This is a genomic window from Streptomyces lydicamycinicus (assembly GCF_000829715.2).
GTDB lineage: Bacteria > Actinomycetota > Actinomycetes > Streptomycetales > Streptomycetaceae > Streptomyces > Streptomyces lydicamycinicus.
This window is the reverse complement of the sequence record NZ_BBNO01000001.1, coordinates 1-17,465: the sequence shown is the minus strand read 5'-3', so window position 1 is coordinate 17,465 and position 17,465 is coordinate 1. Positions and strand designations below refer to the sequence as shown.

Sequence of the window (17,465 nt, the reverse complement as noted above, 5' to 3'; positions counted from 1 at the left end):
ACGACGGGACAGCCAAAAACGTGGGAGGTCAGCCCGCCTCGGCGAGAGGCTCCGCAAATTGGGCCGCATACAAACGCGCATACGCCCCGTTGGCCGCCAACAGCGCGTCGTGGGGGCCCTGTTCGACGATCGCGCCGTTTTCCATGACGAGGATGACATCCGCGTCACGGATCGTGGAGAGGCGGTGGGCGATGACGAAGCTGGTGCGGCCGGTGCGGAGCTGGGCCATGGCGTGCTGGATGAGGACCTCGGTGCGGGTGTCGACCGAGCTGGTGGCCTCGTCCAGGACGAGGATGGCCGGTTCGGCGAGGAACGCGCGGGCGATGGTGATCAGCTGCTTCTCGCCGACGGAGACATTGCTGCCCTCGTCGTCGAGCACCGTGTCGTAGCCGTCGGGCAGGGTCCGCACGAAGCGGTCGACATGGGTGGCCCGGGCGGCCGCCACGACCTTGTCCATGGAGGTGCCCGCGGGGGCGCCGTAGGCGATGTTCTCGGCGATGGTGCCGCCGAAGAGCCAGGTGTCCTGGAGGACCATGCCGATGTGCGCGCGCAGCTCCTCGCGCGACATGGCGGCGATGTCGGTGCCGTCGAGGGTGATCCGGCCGCCGCTCACCTCGTAGAAGCGCATCAGGAGGTTGACGAGGGTGGTCTTGCCGGCGCCGGTGGGGCCGACGATCGCGACCGTCTGGCCGGGGTGGACGGCCAGCGACAGGTCCTCGATGAGCGGCTTGTCGGGAGCGTAGCGGAAGGAGACGTCCTCGAACTCGACGCGGCCTTCGATGCGTTCGGGCCGGGCCGGCCGGACCGGGTCGGGGTCCTGCTCCTTCGCGTCGAGGAGTTCGAAGACCCGCTCGGCGGAGGCGACGCCGGACTGGACGAGGTTGGCCATCGAGGCGACCTGGGTGAGCGGCTGGCTGAACTGCCGGGAGTACTGGATGAAGGCCTGGACGTCACCGATGGAGAGGGCGCCGGAGGCGACGCGGAGGCCGCCGGCCACCGCCACCAGGACGTAGTTGAGGTTGCCGATGAACATCATCGCGGGCTGGATGATCCCGGAGATGAACTGGGCCTTGAACCCGGCGGCGTAGAGGGCCTCGTTCTGTTCGCGGAAGAGTTCGGCGGACTCCCGCTGGCGGCCGAAGACCTTCACCAGGCTGTGGCCGGTGTACATCTCCTCGATGTGCGCGTTGAGCTTGCCGGTGGTCTTCCACTGCTGGACGAACTGCGGCTGGGCGCGCTTGCCGACCTTGGTGGCGACGACGACCGAGACCGGGACCGTGATCAGGGCGACCAGCGCCAGCAGCGGGGAGATCCAGAACATCATGGCGAGCACGCCGACGATGGTCAGCAGCGAGGCCACGATCTGGCTGAGGGTCTGCTGGAGCGTCTGCTGGATGTTGTCGATGTCGTTGGTGGCGCGGGAGAGCACCTCGCCGCGCTGCTGCTTGTCGAAGTAGCTCAGCGGCAGCCGGGCCAGCTTCTCCTCGACCTGTTCGCGCATCCGGAAGACGGCGCGCTGGACGGCCCGGGTGGCGATCCTGGCCTGGACGAAGCCGAAGAGCGAGGCGGCCGCGTAGATCAGGGTGACCCAGAGCAGGACCTGGCCGACGGCGCCGAAGTCGATGCCGTGGCCGGGGTGGACCGGCATCGTGCCGATCATGTCGGCGAGCCCGTCCTGGCCGTGGGCACGGAGTTGGTCGGCGGCCTGGGCCCGGGTGAGCCCGTCGGGCAGCTGCCGGCCGATGATGCCGGCCATGATCAGGTCGGTGGCGTGGCCGAGGACCTTGGGGCCCACGACGGTCAGTGCCACGCTCAGCGCGCCCAGCAGCAGGGCGACGGTCATGATGCCGCGCTCCGGGCGCATCTGGGCCAGCAGCCGTTTGCCGGAGCCCTTGAAGTCCATCGACTTCTCGGTGGGCTGGCCGCCCATCATCCGGGCGGGCCCGGCCGCCGGGGCCGGGCCCCGCGTCGGGGCCTTGGGGGGTGTCTCCCCTGCGGTCGCCGGGGCCCCGTCCCGGGGGGCCGCCCCCTTGTCCGCGGTGGTCATGCCGCCTCCTGCTCGGTGAGCTGGGAGAGCACGATCTCCCGGTAGGTCTCGTTGCCGGCCATCAGCTCGGCGTGGGTGCCGGTGCCGACGACCCGGCCCTCGTCCAGGACGACGATCCGGTCGGCGCCGCGGATCGTGGAGACCCGCTGGGCGACGATCACGACCGTGGCCCGGTCGGTCTCGCGGGCGAGGGCGGCGCGCAGCGCGGCGTCCGTCGCGTAGTCCAGGGCGGAGAAGGAGTCGTCGAAGAGGTAGATCTCGGGGCGGCGCACCAGGGCGCGGGCGATGGCCAGCCGCTGGCGCTGGCCGCCGGAAACGTTGCCGCCGCCCTGTGCGATGGGCGCGTCCAGGCCGCCTTCCATCCGCTCGACGAAGTCCCGCGCCTGGGCGGTCTCCAGGGCGTGCCACAGCTCGTCGTCGGTGGCGTCGGGGTTGCCGTAGCGCAGGTTGGTGGCGACGGTGCCGGAGAAGAGGTAGGGCTTCTGCGGGACCAGGCCGATGGCCTTGGCCAGGGTTTCCTGGTCGAGGGTGCGGACGTCCTCGCCGTCCACCAGGACCGTGCCGCCGGTCGCGTCGAACAGCCGCGGGACGAGCCCCAGGAGGGTCGACTTGCCGGAGCCGGTCGAGCCGATGACGGCGGTGGTCTCACCGGGGCGGGCGCGCAGTGAGATGTCCTTGAGGACCGGCTGTTCGGCGCCGGGGAAGCGGAACTCGACGCCGCGCAGCTCCAGTTCGCCGTGGCGGCGGAGCTCGGTGACGGGGTTCTCGGGCGGGGTGACGCTGGAGTCGGTCGCCAGGACCTCCTGGATGCGCTCGGCGCAGACCTCGGCGCGCGGCAGCATCATCACCATGAACGTCGCCATCATGATCGACATCAGGATGTACATGAGGTAGCTGAGGAACGCGGTCAGCGCGCCGATCTGCATGGAGCCGCTGTCGATGCGCAGTCCGCCGAACCAGACGACGGCCACGCTGGAGAGGTTCACGATCAGCATGACCAGCGGGAACATCATCGACATCAGCCGGCCGGCGCGCAGCGAGATCTCGTAGAGATCGGTGTTGGCCCCGGCGAACCGCTCGCGCTCGTGCCGGTCGCGGACGAAGGCGCGGATGACGCGGATACCGGTGATCTGCTCGCGCAGCACGCGGTTGACGGTGTCGATGCGCTCCTGCACCCCGCGGAACAGCGGACGCATCCGGCGCACGATCAGTGAGACGAGTATCCCGAGGACCGGGACGATGACCAGGAGCAGGCCGGAAAGCGGCACGTCCTGGTTGAGCGCCATGATGACGCCGCCGACGCACATGATCGGCGCCGAGACCATCATCGTGAACGTCATCAGCACCAGCATCTGGACCTGTTGGACGTCATTGGTGGTCCGGGTGATCAGCGACGGCGCGCCGAAGGTGCCCATCTCGCGGGCGGAGAAGGACTGCACCCGGTCGAAGACCGCGGCGCGGATGTCCCGGCCGAGCGCCATCGCCGTACGGGCACCGAAGTAGACGGCGCCGATCGCGCAGACGATCTGGAGCAGGGTGACGGCGACCATGAAGCCGCCGATGCGGAGGATGTAGCCCGTGTCCCCCTTCACGACACCGTTGTCAATGATGTCGGCGTTGAGGGTGGGCAGGTAGAGGGTGGCCAGGGTCTGGATCAGCTGGAGCAGAACGATCAGGGATATCGAGCGCCTGTGGGGCCGCAGATGCGCCCGCGCTAGTCGGACCAACACACCGTGAGCCTAGGCGAACACTTGCCCTCGGCAATCGAATTTTCGTGTTCTGCCCCCGTCCCGTTCCTGACCCGTTGCCGGAAAGTGCCCGGAACCGGAGGGGCCGCCGCGTACGCCATCATGGAGGCGGCAACGACGGGGTCTCCGCCACCACGGAAGCCCCCCGACCGACACGACGAAGAGGCCGCCGTGACAACAACTGGCACCGTGCGCTACTGGGCCGCGGCCAAGGCCGCCGCAGGCACGGCAGAAGAGCCGTATGCGGCGGCGACGCTCGCCGAGGCGCTCGACGCGGCACGCGCGGCGCATGCCGCGAACCCCGAGTTCGCGCGCGTCCTGCTGCGCTGCTCCTTCCTGGTGGACGGCGATCCGGTCGGCACCCGCGACCACGGTGCGGTGCCGCTGGCCCAGGGCGGCACCGTCGAGGTCCTGCCGCCGTTCGCGGGAGGGTGAGCACACGATCATGAGCGACCACCAGCCGCAGCACCGCCCGTCCTACGAGCCGCACGACCCGTATGCGCCGCAGGATCCCTACGCCCAGCAGGAGCCGTACGCCCCGCAGGAGCCGTACGGCGGACCGGACCCGTACGGCCGGCCGGATCCGTACGGCCGGCCGGCGCAGCAGCCCGCGGCGCAGCAGCCGTACGACCCGCAGGCGCCGTACCGCCGGCAGCCGGCCCACGATCCGTACCGGCAGCAGCAGCCGCCCGGCCCCGTGCCGCAGCCGGGGCCCGGCCCGTACGGGCGCGGCCGGCCCGGGCAGGACCCGTACGGGTACGAGGCGTACGGACAGCAGCCCCGGCACGGGCAGCCGCAGCACGGACAGCCCCAGCACGCCCGGCCGGCGCAGCAGCAGCCGCACGGCCAGGACGGCTACCGCGCCCCGCACGCCGAGCCCGCGCCGCTGCCCCCGCAGCACCAGACCGCGTCACCGGCCGAGGAGCCGTACGCCCGCCGGCATCCGCAGCAGGCCAGGCCGGCGCCCGCCGCGCCCGCACCGGCCGCCGCGGTGGTCTCCAGCGCACCGCTCGCGGCCAACCAGCGCGCCCGCGCCGAGGGCCGCTCGCCGATCATCCCGCCCGGTGTCCAGCCGGCCGCGCTGACCGCCGGACTGGCCCTGCTGCTGGCGCTGACCGCGCCGCTGGCCCGTCCGGCGCTCGCCGTACCGGTGGCGCTGCTCCAGGCCGTCACCGCGGCCGGCTGGTTCCGGCTCAACGGCATGTGGCCGGCCCGCCAGGGCATCGCACTGGCCTTCCTGGCCGGGCTGACCACCGATGTCGCCCTGCTGGCCACCGACCGCGAGAGCGCGCCCCTGGTCGGCATCGGCACGCTCGGGGTGTGGTGTCTGCTCGTCCTCGTCCTCCAGCTGCGCAACCGCAGCAGCGCCGACGAGCGGATGTACGCGCTGACCGCGGGCCTGACCTCGACCGCCCTCGTGGTGCTGGCCGCCGGGCAGCTCGCGGCGAGCCCGCATGCGGTGACGGTCGGCGCCGCCGCGGTCGGGGTGGCCACCCTGGCCCGTGCGCTGCCGCTGCCGCCGGTCGCCTCGGTCGGCATCGCGCTGGTGGCCGCCGCGGGCGCCGGGATCGCGGCCGGGCAGCTCACCGGCCTGGGGGCGTCCGGTGCGCTCCTGGGGCTGGCGGCCGGCGGCTGCGCCCTGATCGGCCTGCGGGTGGCCAGCTACGACTACCCCTCCCGCTTCGTCCACCTGACGGCCGGGGTGGCCCTGCCGCTGGCCCTGGCCGCGCCCGCGGTGTACGTCCTGGGGCGGGCGCTGGGATAGCGCGCCGAGCCGTACGCGACGGCGAAACGGAGCGGCGGCCGCCGGTGGCGCACCTTGTGCGCTCCGGCGGCCGCCGCTCCCGTTTGCCGGAGACCGTCGTCTAGGCTCCCCCGGAGCGCAGGCAGGGGGCCTGCATGGACGAGTCGGCCGTAATCCGGCCCAGTGTGGGGGTAGTGGTTCGATGCGTGCACTACGCGTGCTGTTGATCCTCGTGGTCATACTCGGGGGGCTGTTCGTGGCCGCCGACCGGGTGGCCGTGGGGCTCGCCGAGGACAAGGCCGCGGAGAAGATCCGTGGCAGCCAGGGGCTGGACCGGACCCCGACCGTCGCCATCAAGGGCTTCCCGTTTCTGACCCAGGTCGCGGGCCGCAGTCTCCAGGAGGTGGACGCCGATCTCGGGGGCATCGAGGCCCGTGCCCAGGGGCGCGCACTGCGCATCGACCAGCTGTCGGCGCACTTCTTCGACGTCGGGCTGACCAGCGACTACACCTCCATCGAGAGCGCCGCCTCGGCCACCGGCAACGCCCGGATCACCTACGCCGACCTGACGAAGGCGGCGGGCGGCGGCGTCAAGATCAGCTTCGGCGGGCAGAAGGACGGCCGCAGCCAGGTCAAGATCTCGCCGAAAATCCCGGTCCTCAGCTCCCTGGAGGTGACCGGCTCCATCACCATCGTGGGCGGCGACACCGTCCGGCTGCGGGCCGACGGACTGCCCGGGATGTGCCGGGCCCTCCCGGGCTGTGAGGCGAAGGTGCGCGCCCAGACCGACCACGACTGGAAGCTGGACCAGCTGCCCGCCAACCTGAAGCTGGACAAGGTCGTGACGATGGCCGAGGGCCTCTCGATCTCCGCCTCCGGCAAGAACGTCAAGCTTCCCGGCTGACCGGACGCCCCGGCGGACCGCCCCACCGGTCCGCCGGCCGATCCGGACACCGTCCATTTCCTGAGACACCCCGGTCCGTACGCCAGACCCCCCACGGGCGTACGGCCGCCCGGAGCCCGTGCGGGACCGCGCCGCACACCCTCCCATCCCGCATTACGGACAAACGCGTCTCGCTATTTGACACGCCGGTGACATGCGCCGCTCCGCGTCCCTACGATCGGTGCCATGCAGAGCTCATTGAGCGGTCTCCGTCCGCGGGGACGGGCGGTACTGACGAAGCGGCGGGCAGTAGACCTGTGCCGCGTCGCCGCCATGCTCTGTCGCCCTGTCTGACGGGCTGTCGCACCCTCTCCCGAGCTCCTTCAGGAGCAGGGTTTCCCCGTCGCCCGGCCGGCCCCCTCGGCCGTTCCCGTATGTCCCGCCCAGCGCCACGCCGGCCCCGTACACCCGACACGGGCCGCCCGGAAGTCCACGGCGCGCACCCGGCGTACCCGCGTGCAACTCAGCCACTGCCCCCCGCAACTGCCCCGGAGGAGAAGAATCATGAGCCGTAGCGACGTCCTCGTAGACGCCGACTGGGTCGAGGCCCACCTCGAGGACCCGAAGGTGGTTCTCGTCGAGGTTGACGAGGACACCTCGGCCTACGACAAGAACCACATCAAGAACGCCGTCCGGATCGACTGGAAGCAGGACCTCCAGGACCCGGTCCGCCGGGACTTCGTCGACCAGGCCGGCTTCGAGAAGCTGCTCTCGGCCAAGGGCATCGCCAACGACGACACCGTCGTCCTCTACGGCGGCAACAACAACTGGTTCGCCTCCTACGCCTACTGGTACTTCAAGCTCTACGGCCACGACAGCGTCAAGCTGCTCGACGGCGGCCGCAAGAAGTGGGAGCTGGACTCCCGCGACCTGGTCGACGGCTCCGAGGTTCCCCAGCGCCCGGCCACCGACTACAAGGCCAAGGCGCAGAACACCGCCATCCGCGCCTTCCGGGACGACGTCGTCGCCGCGATCGACAACCTCAACCTGGTCGACGTGCGCTCCCCCGACGAGTTCAGCGGCAAGCTGCTCGCCCCGGCGCACCTCCCGCAGGAGCAGTCGCAGCGCCCCGGCCACGTGCCCAGCGCCCGCAACATCCCGTGGTCGAAGAACGCCAACGACGACGGCACCTTCAAGTCGGACGACGAGCTCAAGGCCCTCTACGAGGGTGAGTCCGTCGATCTCGCCAAGGACACCATCGCCTACTGCCGCATCGGTGAGCGCTCCGCGCTGACCTGGTTCGTCCTGCACGAGCTGCTCGGCCAGACCAACGTCAAGAACTACGACGGCTCCTGGACCGAGTACGGCTCGCTGGTCGGTGTGCCGATCGAGCTCGGCGCCGCCAAGTAAGCAAGCACGCTTCTCTCCTCCCCCGAACCCCTCAAGGAAGTACCCCTATGTGTGGAGCACAGGCAGGCGGCCCGGACGCCTCGACCATCAAGCCCGGTGAGACCACGATCCAGGGCAGCGTGACCCGCGACGGCGAGCCCGTCACCGGTTACGTCCGACTCCTGGACAGCACCGGCGAGTTCACCGCCGAGGTCCCCACCTCCGCGACCGGACAGTTCCGCTTCTACGCGGCCGAGGGCACCTGGACGCTGCGCGCGCTCGTCCCGGGCGGCACCGCGGACCGCACCGTCGTCGCCCAGAAGGGCGGCCTGGCGGAGGTCGCCATCGCCGTCTGACGGCACCGCGCGTGGCGGCGGCCCCCGGGGCGACCCGGATTCCGCCGCCACCGTCCGTACGGCCGGAGGGCCGCACCCCAGGGGTTTGGACGCCTTGGCTGGGGGTGCGGCCCTCCGTGCCGTGCGCGGCCGGTACCGGGGCCCGTCCCGACTTCTGTCCGGCCCCGTACGGACTTACCGTGGAGTCATGGACGCGCACCGCCGGTCGCCCGTAGAGCGCCGTCACCGCAGGTACTTCGTCCTGATGGGCGTGTGCCTGGTGCTGTTCGTCCTGGCCTGGGGTGTGGTGCGGCTGTGGTCGGTCCCGGCCGCGGTGGGCATGTGCGTCGTCGCCATGGTCATCCCACCCGTCGCGGCCGTCATCGGCAACCGCCGCGAGCCCGGCGAGCGCTGGTGGGACGAGTCCGGCGACCCCGAGTCCGACCGCTGGTGGCGGGAGCTGGACGACCGGGGCGACGACAAGCACCCGCAGTAGGCCGGACCCGCCGCGGTGCGGGCGCTCAGTACACCAGCGCCTGGACGTCGTCCGGCATGATCTCGCTGACGAACACCTGGGCACCGGCGATCCCGGCCCCCTCGATCAGATCCTTCTGCTCGATGTCCCGCCGCGCCGCGCACTGGGTGCAGACCGTGATCGCCCCGCCACCCGCGCGGATGCCGTCGATCAGCTCCGGCAGTGGCGCCGCATGCGGCAGCTCGAACTCCGCCGCCCGCCCTGGCAGCGCGAACCACACGGACTCCCCGGTCAGCCACAGGGACACCTCGACGCCGCTGGCCACCGCCACCGCCGCCACCGTGAACGCCTGCGAGCACCGCTCGGGCGCGTCCGCGCCCGCCGTCACCTTGATCACGAGCTTCTTCGCCATGAGGCAAGAGTAGGCGCGGCGGACCTCACAGCGCCGCTGTCACCGCCGCCGACTAGACTCGCAGGCGGTCCGTTACACCCTCCTCGTTCAAGGGGCGCGCTCGTGCTTGAGGCATTCTTCACCACCCTGCTGGTCCTGGTCGGCGTCGCCGTCATCGCGTTCGCCGGTCTGACCTGGAAGAAGCTGTACCAGGGCCAGCGCTGAGCCCCTCGCCCACCACCCGTCGCAGGAGCGCCGCCCGCGCCCCTGTCGATTCCCCTCTCTATAGATCGTCTGAGCTCTCATGATCGAGATCCCGTCCGACCTGAACCCGGCCCTGGTGCCGCTCGCCTTCCTCCTCGGCAACTGGGAGGGCGCCGGCGTCGCCGACTTCCCCGGTACCGAGAAGTGCAACTTCGGGCAGGAGGTCACCTTCACCCACGACGGCCGTGACTTCCTGGAGTACACCTCGCACAGCTGGGTGCTCGACGCCGAAGGCAAGAAGGTCCGCCCCCTGGAGTCCGAGAGCGGCTACTGGCGCATCGACGCGGACCGCAAGGTCGAGATCGTGATGTGCCGCGACCAGGGCGTGGTGGAGGTCTGGTACGGCGAGCTGGCCGACCAGAAGCCGCAGATCGACCTGGCCACCGACGCCATCGCGCGCACCGCCGCCTCCGGCCCGTACAGCGGCGGCAAGCGTCTCTACGGCTATGTCAACAGCGACCTGATGTGGGTCGGCGAGAAGTCCACTCCGGACGTCCCGCTGCGGCCGTACATGTCCGCGCATCTGAAGAAGGTCGCCGACCTCAAGGAGTGGGCGGAGAGCCTGCCCGACGACATGCCGGACGGCGTCTCCTTCTTCCGTCCGGACGGCACGCCCTACAACCCGTGAGCCACCCCGGGGAGAGTCCTGCTCTCCCCGCCAGCGCCCCGCGGGGGAAGCCGGTCGAAGTCCGGCGCTGACCCGCAACGGTAGGCGGAAGGTCTCCTTCCGCAAGCCCGATCGCCCGCGGTGCGCGCAGCTTCCCGTACAACTCGCCGTGGACTGCGAGGGGACGCCGCCCGGCCCCCGCGGCCCCGGGCCGCCCCTTGGTACGTAGGGACGCGGCCCGACCCGAGGCGGCCGACCGACCGTGGCGACCACCAGCGCGCATCCGACGACGGACGGGACCGGCGCGCCGCCGGCCGCCCGGCGGCTGCCCGTACCACCCCTGCTCGCCGTGCTCACGGCCGTCCTGCTCGGCTCCCTGCTGTGCGGCGTCGGACTCGGCGCCGCCGGCCTGAGCTGGGCCGAGGTGCTGCGCTATCTGAGCGCCGGGCTGACCGGCGGCACGATCTCGTCCGACGAGGTCGCCGCCTACACCATCGTGTGGGAGCTGCGCTTCCCGCGGGCCGTTCTGGCGGCCGTCGTCGGCGCCGGACTCGCCGCCCTCGGTGTGGCCGTCCAGGCCCTGGTGCGCAATGCCCTCGCCGACCCGTTCGTGCTCGGTATCTCCTCCGGGGCCGCCGTCGGCGCCAATGCCGTGCTGCTCTTCGGGGCGCTCGGCGCACTGGGCGTCTGGGCGCTGTCGGCGGCGGCCTTCGTCTCCGCGCTGCTCGCCATGGCCCTGGTCTACGCCGCGGCCCGCACCGCTCACGGGCTCACCCCGCTGCGTCTGGTGCTGACCGGCACCGCGATGTACTACGGCTTCTCCGCCCTCACCACCCTCATGGTGTTCACCGCCGACCGCGGCGAGGCGGCCCGCTCGGCGATGATGTGGCTGCTCGGAAGCCTGAGCGGGGCCGGCTGGGGCTCGGTGCCCATCGCCGCGGCCGCGGTGGCCGCCGCACTGGCCCATCTGCTGCTCTCCGCGGGCCGGCTCAATGCGCTGGCCATGGGCGACGAGACCGCCACCGCACTCGGGGTGCAGGTGCACCGGCTGCGCCGCGAGCTGTTCGTCGTCGCGGCCGCCGGCACCGGCGCGGTGGTCGCGGTCAGCGGCGCGATCGGCTTCGTCGGGCTGATGGTGCCGCATGTGGCCCGGATGCTGGTCGGCGCCGACCACCGCCGGGTACTGGCCGTCGCCCCGCTGCTCGGCGCGGTGCTGCTGGTGTGGGTGGATCTGCTCTCCCGGGTGCTGCTGGCGCCCGTCGAACTGCCGGTCGGCGTGCTCACCGCCGTCATCGGCGTGCCCTGCTTCGTCGTGCTGATGCGGCGGCGCGGCTACACCTTCGGAGGCGGCGCCTGATGCGGATCGACATCACGGACCTGTCCGTGGAGGTGGCCGGGAACCGGCTGGTCCACGACATCACGCTGCGGGCCGGCAGCGGCCGGGTGGTCGGCCTGGTCGGCCCCAACGGCAGTGGAAAATCGACCCTGTTGCGCTGTGTCTACCGCGCGCTGCGCCCGGCCACCGGGACCGTACGGCTGGACGAAGCGGATCTGCATGCCGTGGACGCGCGCACGGGTGCCCGGCTGCTGGCCGCGCTGCCTCAGGAGGCGAGTACGGAGTTCGACTTCACCGTGGCCGAGGTCGTCGCGATGGGGCGGCTGCCGCATCAGCGCGGCGCGGGCCGGGCGAGCGCGGCGGACCGCGAGCGCTGCACGGGGGCGCTGGCCCGGGTCGGCGCGGACCATCTGGCCGGGCGCGGCTTCCTCAGCCTGTCCGGCGGCGAGAAACAGCGGGTGCTGATCGCCCGCGCGCTGGCCCAGGACCCGCGGGTACTGGTCCTCGACGAGCCGACCAACCACCTGGACATCGCCCAGCAGTTGGCGGTGCTGGCGCTGGTGCGGGACAGCGGGCTGACGGTGCTGACCGCGCTGCACGACCTCAATCTGGCCGCCCTGCACTGCGATGAGCTGTACGTCATCGACCGCGGCCGGATCGTCGCCGCGGGCCCGCCCTACGACGTGCTCACCCCGGAGCTGCTCGCCGAGGTCTTCGGCGTCCGCGCCCACCGCGTACGGCATCCCGAATCGGGCGCCGTCCAGCTGCTGTTCGACCGCCTGCCCGCCCCCGCCGCCGACTCCTGAGGACCACCATGCGCCGCCCCACCGCCCCGCTCGCCGCCCTCGCCCTCGCGCTCGCCCTGACCGGCTGCGGCGCGAAGGTCTCCGACGACGACAGCGACGCCGCGCACGACCGGCGCCCCGCGAAGGGCTCCAGCCACTACCCCGTCACCGTCGAGAACTGCGGCACCCGCACCACCTACGACAAGCCGCCCGCCCGTGTGGTCACCAACGACGTCGGCATCACCGAGATCATGTTCGCGCTCGGCCTGGAGGACCGGATGGCCGGCTATGTCATGCCCGACGACAAGGGCGACCTCGACGGCGTCCCCTGGAAGGCCGCGTACGGCAAGGTCCCCTGGCTCGGCAAGAAGTCCCTCACCAGGGAGATCGCCCTCGACGCCCGCGCCGATCTGGTCTTCGCGGGCTGGAACTACGGCTTCGGCGAGGACAACGGCCTCACCCCCGCCGCCCTGAAGAAGCTCGGCATCGGCAGCTATGTGCTGACCGAGTCCTGCCGCAACGGCAGGGACGGCGCCCGCGGGGTGATGCCGCCCCTGGAAGCGCTCTACACCGACCTGACGACGCTCGGGAAGATCTTCGACGTCGAGGACCGCGCCGACGCCCTGGTGAAGAAGTACAAGAAGCAGGTGGCCGACGCCGCCGCCAAGGCCCCCGCCCCCGCCGACCGCCCCTCCGTCTTCCTCTACGACGACGGCCGCGACAAGCCCTTCACCTCCGGCAAGTACGCCGGACCGCACGACATCATCACCAAGGCCGGCGGCGACCACGTCATGAAGGACCTCAAGGACTCCTGGACGACCGTCGGCTGGGAGACCGTCGTCGCCCGCGACCCCGACGTCATCATCATCAACGACTACGGCGACGCCTCCGCGGCACAGAAGAAGAAGTTCCTGATGTCCTACGCCCCGCTCGCCGGCGTCTCGGCCGTCAAGCACCACCGGATCTACGTCATGGACTACGCCGACCTCGTCGAAAGCCCCCGCAACCCCGCCGCCGTCAGTGACCTGGCCCGCTATCTGCGCGGGGTACGGGCGGCAGGCTGACCGGGCGACGTACGGACACCCGGCGCCCGCCCTTCTACACTGGCCGTGTGGTGACCACCGACTGGCAGAGCGACCTCCGCAGGCGCGGATACCGCCTGACCCCGCAGCGTCAGCTCGTGCTGGAGGCTGTGGACAGGCTGGAGCACGCCACGCCGGACGACATCCTCACCGAGGTACGCAAGACGGCGGGCGGGGTGAACATCTCCACGGTCTACCGGACCCTGGAACTCCTCGAAGAGCTGGACCTGGTCAGCCATGCCCACCTCGGCCACGGCGCCCCGACCTACCACCTCGCCGACCGCCACCACCACATGCACCTGGTCTGCCGGGACTGCACGGAGGTCATCGAGGCGGATCTGTCGGTGGCCGAACCGTTCACGGCGATGCTGCGCGAACAATTCGGCTTCGAGACGGATATGAAGCATTTCGCGATCTTCGGGCGCTGTGCGGCCTGCCGTGCCAAGGCCGCCGAGGGCGACGGCTGAGGCGTTCGCCCCCGAGTCGTAGGCTGGCCCCATGCCGCGACCTTCACCCGCCAGCCCCCTGCTGTCGCTGCCCGGCGCAGTCCCCGCCGAGGCCCCCGACGAAGGCGTCGCCGCGCACTACGGCGACCTCTTCCGGGAGCAGCGTGCCCTCGCCGACGGCGCCGGCTTCGTCGACCTCTCGCACCGTGGCGTGGTCACCGTCACCGGCCCCGAACGGCTGAGCTGGCTGCATCTGCTGCTCACCCAGCACGTCAGCGACCTGCCACCGGGCCATGCCACCGAGGCGCTGATCCTGTCCGCGCACGGCCATATCGAGCATGCGGTCTCCCTCGTCGACGACGGCGAGACGACCTGGATGCACACCGAACCCGGAAACCAGGAGGCGCTGATCGCCTACCTGGAGAGCATGAAGTTCTTCTACCGGGTCGAGGTCGCCGACCGCACCGACGAGATCGCCGTCGTCCACCTCCCGGCCGGCTCCATCGCCGAGGTGCCCGGGAACGCCGTCGTACGCGAGACCGCGCACGGCCGCGACCTGTTCCTGCCGCGCGCCGACCTGGAGTCCTTCGCCGCGGACCACGGCCCCGCCATCGGCGTCCTGGCGCTGGAGGCGCTGCGCGTCGAGGCCCACCGCCCCCGGCTGGGCCTGGAGACGGACCACCGGACCATCCCGCACGAGCTGGGCTGGATCGGCACCGCCGTCCACCTCCAGAAGGGCTGCTACCGCGGCCAGGAGACCGTCGCCCGGGTCCACAACCTGGGCAAGCCGCCGCGCCGGCTGGTCTTCCTGCACCTGGACGGCAGCGAGGTCCATCTGCCCCCGCACGGCACCCCCGTCCGCCTCGCCTCGGACGGCGAGGAGGGCCGGCAGCTCGGCTTCGTCACCACCTCGGCCCGCCACCACGAGCTCGGCCCGATCGCGCTGGCCCTGGTCAAGCGGAATGTGCCGGTGGACGCGCCGTTGATGGCGGGGAGCACGGCGGCGGCGCAGGAGGTCGTCGTCGAGCCGTAGTGGCCCGCGGCTCCGGCGCGGGCCCCCGGCGCGCGGGGCAGGGCTTGTCCGGCCCTGCCCGCCGGACCGGTCTCAGACCTCCACCAGCACCGTGAACGGTCCGTCGTTCGTCAGCGACACCTTCATGGACGCACCGAAGCGGCCGGTCTCCACCTGGGCGCCCAGCGCCCGCAGCTGCGCGACGACCTCGTCGACCAGCGGCTCGGCGACCGGCCCCGGTGCGGCGGCGTTCCAGGTGGGGCGGCGGCCCTTGCGGGCGTCACCGTAGAGAGTGAACTGGCTGATCACCAGCAGCGGCGCCGCGGTGTCCGAGCAGGACTTCTCGCCCTGAAGAATCCGCACCGACCACAGCTTGCGGGCGAGCTGCGCCGCCTTCTCCTTCGTGTCCTCGTGCGTGACCCCCACCAGCACGCACAGCCCCTCACCGACGATCTCCCCGACCGTCTCGCCCGCCACCTCGACGCGGGCACCGTCAACCCTTTGCACCACAGCTCGCATACCCGCCATCATGCCGGGCGGCCCACCGGCTTCGGACAGCCGTGCCCCCACGGGGGCCGTTCGGGTGCCATGGCCCTGCGGAAGGACCGCCCAGAGTGGCACGATGCGTGCACGTGGTGCGTTTCATGGACAACATGCCCCAGGACGCGGCACCGGACGAGGGGACGGAACGATTCATGAGCACTCTCGGCGCCGGACAGACACCCGGTCCCGTACCAACCGCCCGTACGACACCGACCGGACGGACGACATCGACCGCCCCCACGACCGACCCCGCACATCCGGCGCCCGCCACCCCACCACCCCCCACCGCCCTGACGACGACCGCAGCGACGGCTCGCGTCGAGCCCCCCGGCACCGAGGACGGCCCCATGCTCCAGGCAGGCCAGGCGCAGCACCCCCGCCCCCCGCAGCAGCGCGACCGCTGCCTGCCGGCCACCACCCCCGATCTGTCCGGCCTGGGGCTGCCCGAGCTGCGCGTCGTACGGCGTGATTCCCAGCAGGAAGAGGCCGATCTGAGCTATCTGCGGCGGCTGTTGCAGGGCCGGATCGACATCCTGCGGGCCGAGATCGCCCGCCGTACCGCCCAGCAGTCACCGCTGCTGGACCGGCTCCCGGAGATCCTGACCGACCTGCCGTCGCGGCACCGCTCCTCCGCCCGGCATGTGACGCTCGGTACGCCGCACAGCGAGGAATACCGCAGGCTCGCCGAGGAAATGCTCGGCGAGGTGGAACTGTCCGACCTCACCGCGCGTACGGACCAGGAGCTGCACGACGCGATGGGCCGGCTGATCCGCTACGAACAGCAGGTGTCCCGGCGCCGTCAGTCGTTGCAGCGCACCACCGACGATTGCAGTGCCGAAATTGCCCGCAGGTACCGTGAAGGTGAAGCGCAAGTAGACGACCTGCTGTCCTGACCGGGCCACAAGCCTCTGGGGGCGCGGGTCACTCCCGGAAGGCCGACGATGACCTCGCCCACCCCCATATCCGAGCCGACCTCGGAATCCGCCACGTCCCCGGATTCCCCGGCGGCCGCGCTTTCCCCCGCTTCCTCCGCTTCCCCCGCCTCCTCCCTCTCCTCCGCCGTCTCTCCCGTCCTCGCCGAGGTCGTCCGCTCCGGCTTCGTCGAGGGGCGGCACCGGGGCTCCCTCGTGGTGCTCGCCGCCGACGGCAGCGTGGACTGGGCGCTGGGCGACGTGACCGCGCCCGTCTTCCCGCGCTCCACGAACAAGCCGATGCAGGCCGCGGCGGTGCTGCGGGCGGGCCTGGACCTCTCCGGCGAGCGGCTGGCGCTGGCCGCCGCGAGCCACTCCGGCGAGGCGTTCCACCTCGATCTCGTACGGACCATGCTGGCCGAGCACGGCCTGACCGCCGACCACCTCCAGACGCCCGCGGACCTGCCGCTGGACCCCGAGGAGGCGGAGGCCTACCTCGCCTCCGGCCGGGTCCGCGACCGCCTCACCATGAACTGCTCGGGCAAGCACACCGCGATGCTGGCCGCCTGCGCGCTCAACGGCTGGCCGCTCGCCACGTATCTCGACGAGGTCCATCCGCTACAGCAGCTGGTCGCCGAGGGGGTCCGCGCCGCGAGCGGCGAGGACGTCGCCCATGTCGGCACGGACGGCTGCGGGGCGCCCCTGCTGTCGCTGTCGCTGACCGGGCTGGCCCGCGCCTTCCGGCACTTCGTCATGGCCGAGCCCGGCAGCCCTGAGCGGCGGGTCGCGGATGCGATGCGTGCCCATCCGGAGTACGTGGCCGGCACCCGGCGGCCCGACACCTGGCTGATGCAGGCCCTGCCCGGCACCCTGTCCAAGATGGGCGCCGAGGCCGTGCAGGCCCTGGCCCTTCCCGACGGCCGCGCCCTCGCCTTCAAAATCGACGACGGCGCCACCCGCACCCTCGGGCCCGTCCTCGCCCGCACCCTCCGCCTCATGGGCCTCGACGCGCCCGTCCTCACCCGCCTTGAGGACGCGCCGCTCCTCGGCGGCGGTACGCGGGTGGGGGAGGTTCGGGCGTCGTTCTGACGGCCGGTGGTTGGTTGCGGGTTTGGCTGCGGGTGGGTTGTGGCTGGGCGCGCAGTTCCCCGCGCCCCTAAGGGGGCGCCGTACGTCGTTTGGTGCGGCGCCGTTGGGGCTGGCGCCGTTGCGGCTTACGTGGTTGCCGCGGGGGCCGGAGGGGACGCACCGGGACCCGTCCTCGGCGCGGGCGACGCGGGTCCATGGGATTGAGCACCCCGGTGTTTGCTCCGGTCCTGCGGGCGGGCCCCGGTACATCCCCTCCGACCGTCCCCCGTTGCCGACTACCGGACGGTGACACCGCCCGTCACAGACCACCTCGACCCGCGCCCAAGCAGCGGCGGACAGCTCGGCCAGATGCCTGCCAAGGGGTGCCGCCGCACGGCC

General features: G+C 71.9%; 19 protein-coding genes. 15 read left to right on the top strand and 4 right to left on the bottom strand.

Annotation, left to right across the window (positions count from 1 at the left end):
* Positions 1-28: 28 nt before the first annotated feature.
* Positions 29-2,047, bottom strand: coding sequence for an ABC transporter ATP-binding protein (locus tag TU31_RS00095; RefSeq protein WP_042146985.1), 2,019 nt, complete (start codon positions 2,045-2,047; stop codon positions 29-31).
* Positions 2,044-3,777 (bottom strand): ABC transporter ATP-binding protein, encoded by a 1,734-nt coding sequence (locus TU31_RS00090; RefSeq protein WP_042146981.1) that lies wholly within the window; start codon positions 3,775-3,777, stop codon positions 2,044-2,046. Before TU31_RS00090 ends, TU31_RS00095 begins: the two co-directional genes overlap by 4 nt.
* 207 nt (positions 3,778-3,984) lie before the next feature.
* Between TU31_RS00090 and TU31_RS00085 the strand changes: the two genes are divergently transcribed.
* The 7 genes from TU31_RS00085 (at position 3,985) to TU31_RS00060 (ending at position 8,642) form a co-directional block, all read left to right on the top strand.
* Complete coding sequence (locus tag TU31_RS00085) at positions 3,985-4,230, top strand: MoaD/ThiS family protein (protein ID WP_042146978.1); 246 nt, start codon at positions 3,985-3,987, stop codon at positions 4,228-4,230.
* 10 nt (positions 4,231-4,240) lie between these two features.
* Positions 4,241-5,560, top strand: coding sequence for a hypothetical protein (locus TU31_RS00080; RefSeq protein WP_042146975.1), 1,320 nt, complete (start codon positions 4,241-4,243; stop codon positions 5,558-5,560).
* Positions 5,561-5,741: 181 nt separating this feature from the next.
* Positions 5,742-6,443 (top strand): LmeA family phospholipid-binding protein, encoded by a 702-nt coding sequence (locus TU31_RS00075; RefSeq protein WP_042146973.1) that lies wholly within the window; start codon positions 5,742-5,744, stop codon positions 6,441-6,443.
* A gap of 225 nt (positions 6,444-6,668) precedes the next feature.
* A complete protein-coding gene (locus TU31_RS40510) occupies positions 6,669-6,776 on the top strand; it encodes a putative leader peptide (protein ID WP_350252853.1) in 108 nt (35 codons plus the stop codon).
* Between the two features lie 210 nt (positions 6,777-6,986).
* Complete coding sequence (locus TU31_RS00070; protein WP_042146970.1) at positions 6,987-7,832, top strand: sulfurtransferase; 846 nt, start codon at positions 6,987-6,989, stop codon at positions 7,830-7,832.
* A 47-nt stretch (positions 7,833-7,879) separates the two neighbouring features.
* Positions 7,880-8,167, top strand: coding sequence for a DUF1416 domain-containing protein (locus tag TU31_RS00065; protein WP_006603933.1), 288 nt, complete (start codon positions 7,880-7,882; stop codon positions 8,165-8,167).
* A 187-nt stretch (positions 8,168-8,354) separates the two neighbouring features.
* Complete coding sequence (locus tag TU31_RS00060; protein ID WP_078885470.1) at positions 8,355-8,642, top strand: DUF3099 domain-containing protein; 288 nt, start codon at positions 8,355-8,357, stop codon at positions 8,640-8,642.
* Between the two features lie 25 nt (positions 8,643-8,667).
* Here the strand turns inward: TU31_RS00060 and TU31_RS00055 are convergent, their stop codons facing one another.
* Positions 8,668-9,033 carry a DsrE family protein gene (locus TU31_RS00055; protein WP_033266312.1) on the bottom strand — a complete coding sequence of 122 codons (366 nt, stop codon included), beginning with the start codon at positions 9,031-9,033 and terminating at the stop codon, positions 8,668-8,670.
* A 283-nt stretch (positions 9,034-9,316) separates the two neighbouring features.
* Between TU31_RS00055 and TU31_RS00045 the strand changes: the two genes are divergently transcribed.
* From TU31_RS00045 to ygfZ, 6 genes are all read left to right on the top strand, one after another.
* Entirely contained in the window at positions 9,317-9,904 is a 588-nt protein-coding gene (locus tag TU31_RS00045; protein WP_042146954.1) for a heme-binding beta-barrel domain-containing protein, read from the top strand.
* 241 nt (positions 9,905-10,145) lie between these two features.
* On the top strand, positions 10,146-11,240 hold the full coding sequence (locus TU31_RS00040) for a FecCD family ABC transporter permease (protein WP_042146951.1): 1,095 nt from the start codon (positions 10,146-10,148) through the stop codon (positions 11,238-11,240).
* Positions 11,240-12,025 carry an ABC transporter ATP-binding protein gene (locus TU31_RS00035; RefSeq protein WP_042146948.1) on the top strand — a complete coding sequence of 262 codons (786 nt, stop codon included), beginning with the start codon at positions 11,240-11,242 and terminating at the stop codon, positions 12,023-12,025. Before TU31_RS00040 ends, TU31_RS00035 begins: the two co-directional genes overlap by 1 nt.
* Before the next feature lie 8 nt (positions 12,026-12,033).
* Complete coding sequence (locus TU31_RS00030) at positions 12,034-13,068, top strand: ABC transporter substrate-binding protein (RefSeq protein ID WP_042146944.1); 1,035 nt, start codon at positions 12,034-12,036, stop codon at positions 13,066-13,068.
* Between the two features lie 47 nt (positions 13,069-13,115).
* The gene (locus TU31_RS00025; protein WP_042146942.1) at positions 13,116-13,553 is read left to right on the top strand and encodes a Fur family transcriptional regulator; all 438 of its coding nucleotides are present in this window, start codon (positions 13,116-13,118) and stop codon (positions 13,551-13,553) included.
* A gap of 31 nt (positions 13,554-13,584) precedes the next feature.
* Entirely contained in the window at positions 13,585-14,565 is a 981-nt protein-coding gene (gene ygfZ, locus TU31_RS00020) for a CAF17-like 4Fe-4S cluster assembly/insertion protein YgfZ (protein WP_042146939.1), read from the top strand.
* Positions 14,566-14,637: 72 nt separating this feature from the next.
* Here ygfZ and dtd read toward each other — a convergent pair whose 3' ends face one another.
* Positions 14,638-15,063: a D-aminoacyl-tRNA deacylase gene (gene dtd, locus TU31_RS00015; protein WP_042146934.1), complete on the bottom strand. Its 426-nt coding sequence runs from the start codon at positions 15,061-15,063 to the stop codon at positions 14,638-14,640.
* Between the two features lie 371 nt (positions 15,064-15,434).
* Here dtd and TU31_RS00010 point away from each other — a divergent pair, with 371 nt between their 5' ends.
* Positions 15,435-15,980, top strand: coding sequence for an RsiG family protein (locus tag TU31_RS00010; protein WP_042146931.1), 546 nt, complete (start codon positions 15,435-15,437; stop codon positions 15,978-15,980).
* A gap of 48 nt (positions 15,981-16,028) precedes the next feature.
* Complete coding sequence (locus tag TU31_RS00005; protein ID WP_042146927.1) at positions 16,029-17,087, top strand: asparaginase; 1,059 nt, start codon at positions 16,029-16,031, stop codon at positions 17,085-17,087.
* The last annotated feature ends 378 nt before the right edge of the window (positions 17,088-17,465 follow it).

Coding starts and splice junctions, on each gene's coding strand:
- TU31_RS00095 (WP_042146985.1), bottom strand. CDS start 2,047: ATGACCACCGCGGACAAGGGGGCGGCCCCCCGGGACGGGGCCCCGGCG.
- TU31_RS00080 (WP_042146975.1), top strand. CDS start 4,241: ATGAGCGACCACCAGCCGCAGCACCGCCCGTCCTACGAGCCGCACGAC.
- TU31_RS00075 (WP_042146973.1), top strand. CDS start 5,742: ATGCGTGCACTACGCGTGCTGTTGATCCTCGTGGTCATACTCGGGGGG.
- TU31_RS40510 (WP_350252853.1), top strand. CDS start 6,669: ATGCAGAGCTCATTGAGCGGTCTCCGTCCGCGGGGACGGGCGGTACTG.
- TU31_RS00070 (WP_042146970.1), top strand. CDS start 6,987: ATGAGCCGTAGCGACGTCCTCGTAGACGCCGACTGGGTCGAGGCCCAC.
- TU31_RS00065 (WP_006603933.1), top strand. CDS start 7,880: ATGTGTGGAGCACAGGCAGGCGGCCCGGACGCCTCGACCATCAAGCCC.
- TU31_RS00060 (WP_078885470.1), top strand. CDS start 8,355: ATGGACGCGCACCGCCGGTCGCCCGTAGAGCGCCGTCACCGCAGGTAC.
- TU31_RS00055 (WP_033266312.1), bottom strand. CDS start 9,033: ATGGCGAAGAAGCTCGTGATCAAGGTGACGGCGGGCGCGGACGCGCCC.
- TU31_RS00045 (WP_042146954.1), top strand. CDS start 9,317: ATGATCGAGATCCCGTCCGACCTGAACCCGGCCCTGGTGCCGCTCGCC.
- TU31_RS00035 (WP_042146948.1), top strand. CDS start 11,240: ATGCGGATCGACATCACGGACCTGTCCGTGGAGGTGGCCGGGAACCGG.
- TU31_RS00030 (WP_042146944.1), top strand. CDS start 12,034: ATGCGCCGCCCCACCGCCCCGCTCGCCGCCCTCGCCCTCGCGCTCGCC.
- ygfZ (WP_042146939.1), top strand. CDS start 13,585: ATGCCGCGACCTTCACCCGCCAGCCCCCTGCTGTCGCTGCCCGGCGCA.
- dtd (WP_042146934.1), bottom strand. CDS start 15,063: ATGCGAGCTGTGGTGCAAAGGGTTGACGGTGCCCGCGTCGAGGTGGCG.
- TU31_RS00010 (WP_042146931.1), top strand. CDS start 15,435: ATGCTCCAGGCAGGCCAGGCGCAGCACCCCCGCCCCCCGCAGCAGCGC.
- TU31_RS00005 (WP_042146927.1), top strand. CDS start 16,029: ATGACCTCGCCCACCCCCATATCCGAGCCGACCTCGGAATCCGCCACG.